Source organism: Immundisolibacter sp. (assembly GCF_041601295.1).
Lineage (GTDB): Bacteria > Pseudomonadota > Gammaproteobacteria > Immundisolibacterales > Immundisolibacteraceae > Immundisolibacter.
In genome coordinates this window covers 1-8121 of sequence record NZ_JBFIII010000111.1, presented here as the reverse complement: position 1 = coordinate 8121, position 8121 = coordinate 1, and the positions used below count along the sequence as shown (strand labels likewise).

Below are 8121 nucleotides of genomic sequence, written 5' to 3'. Positions count from 1 at the left end.
CCGGCATGGAAGGCAGCCTCGCAGCCGGGCTGGCGCTGGAGAAGTTCGCCCAGGCTGGGCTGTGCGAAACCGCGGACAAGAAAGAGGGCCTGGCGGCCTTCCTGGAAAAACGTCCGCCGAACTGGACCGGGCGCTGACGGCCTGAGCAGTCCGGAACGGACTGATTCAGGCCTTAATCACGCAGTCGCCTTGGCAATGCCCCCGCCGGCGCGGTCGGTGCTGCGCAGCATCTGCACCTCGGGTGGTCGCTTGGGCCAGTCGGGCATCATCAGCCACATGCGCAGCAGGTGGCGTTTGCGTTCCGGCTGTGGCCAGTCCTGGTAATCGGCCCGTGCATGCAGGATTACGCGGTTGTTGACGAATTGCACGGTGGCCGGATCGATGACCATGTCGATTTTCATGTCCGGCCGCTCGGCCACCGCCTGCAGGTAGGCAATCGCCTCCTGCTCCATGGCCGGCATCCGGTCGCGCGGTTCGCCCTTGGGGCCGCGGATGGCGGCCGGCAGGAAAAAGCAGTCCGGCTCGCCGTCCACGAAATTGAATACCGGGATGCGGTGTTCGGTAATCGGTGGCTGGTCGCTCTTGATGACCGTCTCGCTGCCGTAGTGAAAGCCCCGGTACAGTGCTGGCAGCAGGTCAGGCCGTTCGGCAAGAATGGCGTTATGCACCGCAAAAGAGCTCATCAACGGCGTCGCGCCGCCGTGTCTGGCCGGCGTCAGGCACATCAGGCCGGTGACGTCCACCGGGTCCATGTGTACCTCAATCGGCCCGCCGATGCCGTAGTAGCGGCCAATCTCGCCGCGATCCTGGACATGGCCCAGGCGGTCGCCGCGCTGGCTTTGCGACACGACAATCCCTAAGTGCGAGCCCAGGCCCCACAGGATGATGCCCAGTTCGTCGTCGCTGTAACGCGCCCGGTCGATGCCCTGCAGGCGTACGAAGCCACGACCCCGGTGCAGGATCTCGGCCATCGTGCCCAGATCGTCGGCCAGCGCCGGCAGGTCGAACTGTGCCGGCGTGACGTCCTCCAGGTTCAGGCCTGCATCGCGTACCCTGTGCACGGCACGGTCGATGTCGGCCAGCGCGTCGCCGGACAGCTGGTAGACCCAGTGCCGGGCGTCGCGATAGTCGGTGCCGCACCACACGCAAGGACCGGTGACGGGATGTGGATCTTTCAGGCTCATGACGTCTCCCCCTTGTTCAGTACCGCCCAGACCGTGATGATATGCCCCTGAACGACCGACCGGCCAGCGTTCGCGCCCCCAATACGGAGAGACCCAATGAAGCCCATGCCCGGAATGCTTACCCCCGAAACCCTGCCGTCCGGCACGCTCGACCCGCACAAATTCGCCAAGTATTCGGCGGAAAAGGCAAACGTGGTGCCGGTCTACGCCGACAGCCAGGATCTGGGTATCGTGTCCTGGAACCTGATGCCAGGCCAGGCCAACGAGTCCCACTCGCACCCCTTTTCCGCGCATTGCTTCGTGATCGTCGAAGGCGAGGGTCTTTACCTGAAGGGCGAGCCCGGTTCAGCAAACTACGCCGAGTACCCGATCAAGGCCGGCGAGACGGTGGTCATCCCGCGTGAGCAGGTACACGGCATCCGCAACACCGGCAAGACGCCGCTTTCCTATTTCGGCATCACCACCACGGCCGGTGGCGAGTACGCGCGGGTGGTTGACGGAGTCGTCCACAAATACTGAGGACCAGCGCATGAGCCAGCATATCGGTGTCATCGGCCTGGGCAGTCTGGGCGCGAATATGGCGCGCCTTCTGGCGGCCGACGGCTACGCCGTACACGCTTATGATCTGGACGCCGAGCGCACTGCCGCCGCAGCCCTGGCGCCCGGGGTAACGGCGCACGGTTCCGCGCGGGCCGTCGCGGCGGCAAGCACCCTGGTATTGCTGTCGCTGCCACAGTCCGAGGCGGTACGGGCGGCGTGTCTGGGCGCGGAGGGCATTGTCGAGGGTGCGGCCCGTGGCCTGCTGGTGGTCGATACCACCTCCGGCTATCCCGAGCACAGCAAGGACATTGCGGCACAACTGGCCGTCGCAGGCGTGCGCTACATCGACGCTGCCATTACGGGCGAGGAGGGCGGCGCCAAAGCACTGCCCAAGCGCGCCCTCACCTTCTGCGTCGGTGGTAGCGAGGCGGACGTGGCCGAGGCGACGCCGGTGCTGGAGCGCATGGCACGCTATATCTATCACGTGGGCCCGCTGGGCTCGGGGCAGATCGTGAAGATGGTCAACAACATGGTCGGCTCGGCGGCCGGCGTAGCGGCTATCGAGGGCTTGCTGATTGCCGCCAAGCATGGCATTGACGTGAAGGTGGCCGCCCAGGTGCTGGACAAGGGCACCGGCATGAATTTTTTCTGCAAGCACCCGGACTTTGCCCTGGCGCGTGACGTCGTCGGTGGATTCCAGCTGGGTCTGATGACCAAAGACCTGCGCCATATGTCAGAGTTTGCCCGCCAGTCGGACGTGCCGGCGCTGGTCACCGACCATATTTTTCATCTGTTCGAGCTGTTCGTGCGCGAGAAAGGCTACGCTGCGGACATCCTGCGCCAGGTAGATGTAATGGAGAAATGGGCCGGCGTGCAGCTGGATGGCACGCGGCTGGACGCTGTCGATCACAAGGCCTGAATTAAGTCCAGCCTGGACCTCTCGGGCCACGAATCCGAAACATGTGATTTTCGGGTTCCTTCGACTCAAGGACTTATGGAGGCCTTGAATCGGCGGCACATCCCGGTGCCGCGCCGCGCAACTTTTTAGTCAAGGAGTATCGAACCATGCTGAGTGTGAGCGACATCAAAGGCCTTTACGCCATCACGCCGACGCCGTCCAAACCCGGCGCCGAGCGCTGGGACGCCGTCGATACGGTGGATCTGGACGAGCTGGCCCGGCTGACCGAGGCCCTGGTACAGACCGGTATCAATGGCATGGTGGCCATGGGCACCACCGGCGAGTGCGCCACGCTGACGCCCGGCGAGTGGGAGCAGGCCGCGGCCTGCGTGATCGAGACCGTTCGCAAGCGCGTGCCGTTGTTCATCGGGACAACTGCGCTGGGCACGCACGAGATCGTGCGCCGCAACCGCTTCATCCAGGACCTGGGTGCCGATGGCACCATGCTGGGCTTGCCCATGTGGCAGCCGTGCACGCTGGACATGGCGGTGCAGTTCTATGCCGATATGTCCGAGGCGTTCCCGCAGCTGGCGGTCATGGCCTATGACAATCCAGGCGCCTTCCGCTTTGCCTTTCCGCCGCCGTTCTGGGCCCAGGTCGCGCGTCGCACGCCAACCCTGATCTGCAGCAAGCATGGCCCCGACCCGATGATCAGCGCCCTGATCGGCATGACCCAGGGCAAGATCCGCTTTCTGCCGCATGTCGCTGGCGCCTACGCCATGGCGCGTATCGAGCCCGAACAGAACATCGCTTTCTGGGCTACCGAAGCCAGCATGGGGCCGGAGCCGGCACTGGCCTTGCGTGACGCCATTGCGGCCGGTGACTGGGCCCGCGCCAAGGCCATTGACACCGACATCGGCTACACCATGCAGACATTTTTCCCGCCCGGTGGCATGGCCGAGTTTGCGTCCTACAACATACAGCTTGAGAAGATCCGTTTCGACGAAGCGGGTTATTGCAAGGCCGGGCCGATCCGGCCACCGTATCAGGTGGTGCCGGACTATATCGACCAGGGTGCCCGCGAATGTGCTCGGCGCTGGAAGGCACTGCGCACCAAGTACGCCTGAGTCCGCGGCACATTGAATAGCGGGGAACAGCGCTGCGGTTGTTCCCCTTTTTTTATCCCTTTTTTTATCCCTTGAATCTGGTCAGGTCGTGGAACTGAATATCATCGGCGCCGGTTTCGGGCGCACCGGCACCCTGTCGCTGAAACTTGCGCTGGAGCAACTCGGGTTTGGCCCCTGCTATCACATGCACGAGGTGTTCGCCCGTCCCGGGCATGCGCAGCTGTGGCGCCAGGCGCAGAAGGCGGGGGACGCGGACTGGAATTCGCTGCTGGCGGGTTATCGCGCGGCGGTCGACTGGCCGCCGGCGTTCTTCTGGCGGCAGCTGGCTGCACATTACCCGCGGGCCAGGGTCATCCTCACGGTGCGGGACGCCGACGCCTGGTACGACAGTATCAGCACCACCATCTTCCCGGCCCAGCGCCTGCCGCTGCCGCCCGAGAACGCGCCACTGTTCCACTCGCTGGTTATGCCACGGGAGATGGTCCGGGTGGGCACTTTCGGCGACCAACTCGATCGGGCGCATGTCATCGACGTATACGAAAAGCACAACGCCGAGGTGAAAGCGGCACTGCCCGCGAGCCGCCTGCTGGTGTACGACGTCAAGGATGGCTGGGCGCCGCTGTGTGAGTTCCTGGAGCTGCCGATCCCCTCAGGGGCATTCCCGCGCAGCAATACCACGCAGGAATTTCTTGATCGCGTGCAGGCCCGGACTCCATAGGCGCCCGAAAATCCGGTTGAAAGTAGGGTCGAAACGCCAGCGGTGTCAGGTGCAGGCAGGCCCGGGCCGGACCACCAACACCGCTTGAGTACCGGGGTCACAGGCGCCGGCACGACGGTCACGCTGCAGGCGCTGGCCGAGGGCTTCTCGAACATCGGCATGCTCGGCTCGCGCCTCAAGGCCGCCGCCACTGAATCGCACCTGAATGTCCGACCAGCGGGCCGTCAGGCTCCCGGTGAGGGTGCATCCGGCAGCGGCGGCAACGGGCAGTCCAGTATTGCGCCAATGGCGCGCAGCAGTTCGAGTTCCGGCACTTCAAGCTGGCCGTCGTGACTGACCGCGCGGGCGCAGGCCGACAGCAGGCGCAGACGCGGCAGCAAGGGCGTTAGGGCCAGCCGCTGCAGCGCCGCGTCGAATATGGCCAGATCGGCGCTGACCGGTAGCGCTGGCAACCCCAGTTCAGAGCAGGCGGCGCCGTAAGCCTCCTCGGTTCCGGTGCTGGCGCTGCTGGCCAGCGTCCACAGTACGCGTCGGTAGTCCTCGTCCCGCGCCGACTGCCCCGCGAAAAACCGTTTTGGCGGCGCTAGCTGGCTGTGGACCAGCGCCCACAGGGCCCAGCGTTGCGCCTCGGTCGGCGCACTGTCGACCACTTGCCGGAGCGCGTCGAGCACCCGCTCGCGTTCGTCGCGTGGCTGATTGACCAGGGTTGGCAGGGTCAGATCGACCAGCGGCAGCCGAAAACGCGGCCCGAGTTGTCGCGCGGCAATGCCAAATTGCAGCTCTCGCGCACTCAGTCGGGCGCCAGTGCTGGGTGCCGCGTGGTCAAGGGCCGCGTCATCGGCCAGCAGGCCGCGCAACAGGGCGGCTGCGTCATCGGGGGTTTGTGTTGCCTCACGCAGCGACGGTGGAATCGAGCGCAGCAGGGCGACGGCATAGCCAAGATTGGCGGCGTCGAACTGGCCGACACTGGCGGTCAGCGAGACGGACGCCACGCTGGCCGGCCCGGCTGGGCCACCGGCAGGCGTCTGGCCGTCTGTTGGGAGCTGGCTGCCGAGCGGGCGTTGAAACAACGGATAGATGCGCGCGATACGCGCAGTAAGCGGTGGGTGACTGGCGAGGAGCCGACTGAACCACGTCGCTGTCGGAGTGCTGAACAGCATGTGGCTGAACGCCTCGGCCTGACTGCTTTGCAGCGCGTCGGCGGGCGTTGCATCGCGGGTCACGCGCAGAGCGCCAGCCAGGCCGCGCGGATTACGCGTGAACTGTACCGCCGCGGCGTCGGCCAGAAACTCACGCTGCCGGGACACGGCGGCACGGATGACACGCGCCAGTAGCACGCCGGTATAGCCGACGGTGGCCAGCCCCAGGCCAACCAGCCACTGGCCCGGAAATCCGCCACGGCGGTACCGCCCATGGCCAGTGAAGACCCCGGCGCCGGAGCGCATCAGGATTCCGCCAAGTGCGCCGGGCGCAGTCAGGCCGTGCAGCAAGCCAAGCAGGCGGATGTTCAAACGGCCGTCGCCATGCAGCAGGTGACTGAACTCGTGCGCCAGCACACCCTGAAGCTGGTCGCGATCCAGGCGTTCCAGGCAGCCGCGGGTGACCGCGATGACGGCGTCGGCCGGGCCGCGCCCGGCCGCGAAGGCGTTGATGCCAGGCTCGTCTTCCATAAGGTAGATGCGCGGCATGGCCAGGCCGCAGGCCACGGCAATCTCCTGCGACACGTTCAGCAGTTGCCGCCGTGGCGGGTCGGCGGCATCCGGCGCCACCCAGCGCGCGCCGGCCAGTCGCGCCACTACCGGTCCACCGGCGCTCAGCTCCCACAGCCGGCGCACCGTGGTGACCGCTATCAGGGCCAACGTGATGCCGGTTGTCCAGCCGTAAAGCGCCGTTGGCAGCCCGGCAAGGGTCCGATAGCCGCCGTGGCGCAGGTCGCCCAGCAGTACCGTCCACCCGACCAGCAGATTGACCGCGAGCACCAGACCCAGGACGGCCAGCGTGAACAGCACCAGCAGCAGGGCGCTGTAGCGACGCGCCCGCTGCTGAACGGCGAAAAAGTCCATTCCTGCCGTTACAGGCTGACCTGTGGCAGCGCCCGCACCGTGGTGTCATCGAGTTCGAAAAATCCGGCGCCCCGAAAGCCCATGCTGCCGGCAACGATCACGTTCGGAAAAAGTTCCAGCGCCGTGTTGTAGCTCATCACCGCGTCGTTATAGGCCTGCCTGGCAAACGCCAGCCGATTCTCGGTGGAGGCCAGTTCCTCACTCAGGCGCGCCATGGTGGCATCGGCTTTCAGATCCGGGTACTGCTCCACCACGGCCAGCAGGCGGCCGAGCGCGCCACCGAGCGTGGCTTCGGCCTGGCCCAGGGCGGCCATGGCCGCGGCACTGCCGGGCTGCGCCGAGGCGTGCTGGCTGGCCCCGACCGCGGCCGAGCGGGCGGCAATCACTGCTTCCAGCGTGGCCCGTTCGTGCTGTAGATAGGAGCGTGCCGTTTCAACCAGGTTGGGCACCAGGTCATGGCGGCGCAGCAGCTGTACGTCGATTTGCGCGTAGGCATTGCGGTAGCGGTTGCGCAATGTGACCAGGTGGTTGTAGATGAGAAAGAAACCGACCAGCAGCAACGCCAGCACGGTGAGCAAAAAACCTATCAGGCGGGCCATGCATGAATCCTCGCGAAGTCGGGGACCAACGTCCCGCACAGTGTCTGCGGGTAATCGTCCACCGGCGCCGGGACTGTAGCAAGGGATTCGCCGATTCTGCTCGCGAGGTATGAAGTGTGGGCGCGCTCGGCAAGCCCACAGACCGGTTGGGCCGGCCGAAAGCTTCGCAGCTGTTTGTCGTCGGCCTCTGGCCTCAGGCCTTGTCCAGTAGATACAGGCGCCACATGGATAGACCCGGGCATACATCCAGGCGTCGGCGAACGCGAAAGCCCACCTGGGCGAATTCTGCTTCGATAGTGGCGCGCGGCACTACCAGCCGGTTGATGTTGGCGCGCGTTCGCTGCGTGTCCTGACGGTTTCGGCGGCGGGACTGGATATTGCCGTCCACCCACAGGCTGACGGTGGCACCAAGGCGCCCTACCCGGTGAATCTCGGCCAGGATACGCAGCCGATCGGCGGCGCTCTCGATGTGGTGCAACAGCCGCATGCACAGGACGTGCTCCACGGCATCGTCGGGCAGACTCAGCCGGAACGCGTCCAGCGGCAGCAGCGACTCGACGCGGCTCAATACCGCCGGTTGGGCGCCGCCACGCGCAATCTCCAGCATGGCTGGGCTGCGGTCGCCGGCCAGTAGCCGGCGGGTCGGGTGCGCCGCCAGCATGGGCCAGAAGCGGCCCGCGCCACAGGGCATATCGAGTACTGATTCGGGATTGCCCGCCAGTTTCAGGGCGCGGCAGGCCAGCTGGGTTTCCCGCCAGGTGGTCAGGCGCCGCCGCAGACCGGTATGGTGTTTCTTCTGATAGGCGTGGGCGTGAGCCAGGTCGTATTTGTCGGAGAAAGGCAGTTGCGGCAGGAGCGATTGCGTCATGACCGGAGCAGGCTGGGGCAACAGGTGCGATCAGTCTGCACAGCCAAGGTTAAGGCGGCGTTAAGCCGCAGCCGCGCCGCCGCCGGGCTGGCCGGGGGGAGTCGCGGGGGGGCGGGTGGCTCGT

The 8121-nt window shown here is 66.0% G+C and carries 9 protein-coding genes; 5 read left to right on the top strand and 4 right to left on the bottom strand.

Going from position 1 to position 8121, the window contains the following annotated elements; all coding sequences use genetic code 11:
- Positions 1-176: 176 nt before the first annotated feature.
- Entirely contained in the window at positions 177-1184 is a 1008-nt protein-coding gene (locus ABZF37_RS12515) for a TauD/TfdA family dioxygenase (RefSeq protein ID WP_372720408.1), read from the bottom strand.
- A 96-nt stretch (positions 1185-1280) separates the two neighbouring features.
- On the opposite strand from ABZF37_RS12515, the gene ABZF37_RS12510 reads away from it, so the two are divergent.
- From ABZF37_RS12510 to ABZF37_RS12490, 5 genes are all read left to right on the top strand, one after another.
- The gene (locus ABZF37_RS12510; protein ID WP_372720406.1) at positions 1281-1703 is read left to right on the top strand and encodes a cupin domain-containing protein; all 423 of its coding nucleotides are present in this window, start codon (positions 1281-1283) and stop codon (positions 1701-1703) included.
- A gap of 10 nt (positions 1704-1713) precedes the next feature.
- On the top strand, positions 1714-2643 hold the full coding sequence (locus ABZF37_RS12505; protein ID WP_372720404.1) for an NAD(P)-dependent oxidoreductase: 930 nt from the start codon (positions 1714-1716) through the stop codon (positions 2641-2643).
- 146 nt (positions 2644-2789) lie between these two features.
- Entirely contained in the window at positions 2790-3749 is a 960-nt protein-coding gene (locus ABZF37_RS12500; RefSeq protein ID WP_372720402.1) for a dihydrodipicolinate synthase family protein, read from the top strand.
- Between the two features lie 88 nt (positions 3750-3837).
- Positions 3838-4467: a sulfotransferase family protein gene (locus ABZF37_RS12495; RefSeq protein WP_372720400.1), complete on the top strand. Its 630-nt coding sequence runs from the start codon at positions 3838-3840 to the stop codon at positions 4465-4467.
- Between the two features lie 42 nt (positions 4468-4509).
- Positions 4510-4800 carry a helicase HerA-like domain-containing protein gene (locus ABZF37_RS12490; protein ID WP_372720398.1) on the top strand — a complete coding sequence of 97 codons (291 nt, stop codon included), beginning with the start codon at positions 4510-4512 and terminating at the stop codon, positions 4798-4800.
- Here ABZF37_RS12490 and ABZF37_RS12485 read toward each other — a convergent pair.
- From ABZF37_RS12485 to ABZF37_RS12475, 3 genes are all read right to left on the bottom strand, one after another.
- Positions 4692-6530 carry a M48 family metallopeptidase gene (locus ABZF37_RS12485; RefSeq protein ID WP_372720396.1) on the bottom strand — a complete coding sequence of 613 codons (1839 nt, stop codon included), beginning with the start codon at positions 6528-6530 and terminating at the stop codon, positions 4692-4694. The two genes, ABZF37_RS12490 and ABZF37_RS12485, sit on opposite strands and share 109 nt — an antisense overlap.
- Positions 6531-6538: 8 nt before the next feature.
- Positions 6539-7129, bottom strand: coding sequence for a LemA family protein (locus ABZF37_RS12480; RefSeq protein WP_372720394.1), 591 nt, complete (start codon positions 7127-7129; stop codon positions 6539-6541).
- Between the two features lie 193 nt (positions 7130-7322).
- Positions 7323-7997, bottom strand: coding sequence for a class I SAM-dependent methyltransferase (locus ABZF37_RS12475; protein WP_372720392.1), 675 nt, complete (start codon positions 7995-7997; stop codon positions 7323-7325).
- Positions 7998-8121: the final 124 nt, after the last annotated feature.

Excerpts from the sequence above, each read along its gene's own strand:
- ABZF37_RS12475 (WP_372720392.1), bottom strand. The coding sequence starts at position 7,997 with ATGACGCAATCGCTCCTGCCGCAACTGCCTTTCTCCGACAAATACGAC.
- ABZF37_RS12505 (WP_372720404.1), top strand. The coding sequence starts at position 1,714 with ATGAGCCAGCATATCGGTGTCATCGGCCTGGGCAGTCTGGGCGCGAAT.
- ABZF37_RS12510 (WP_372720406.1), top strand. The coding sequence starts at position 1,281 with ATGAAGCCCATGCCCGGAATGCTTACCCCCGAAACCCTGCCGTCCGGC.
- ABZF37_RS12485 (WP_372720396.1), bottom strand. The coding sequence starts at position 6,530 with ATGGACTTTTTCGCCGTTCAGCAGCGGGCGCGTCGCTACAGCGCCCTG.
- ABZF37_RS12500 (WP_372720402.1), top strand. The coding sequence starts at position 2,790 with ATGCTGAGTGTGAGCGACATCAAAGGCCTTTACGCCATCACGCCGACG.
- ABZF37_RS12515 (WP_372720408.1), bottom strand. The coding sequence starts at position 1,184 with ATGAGCCTGAAAGATCCACATCCCGTCACCGGTCCTTGCGTGTGGTGC.
- ABZF37_RS12480 (WP_372720394.1), bottom strand. The coding sequence starts at position 7,129 with ATGGCCCGCCTGATAGGTTTTTTGCTCACCGTGCTGGCGTTGCTGCTG.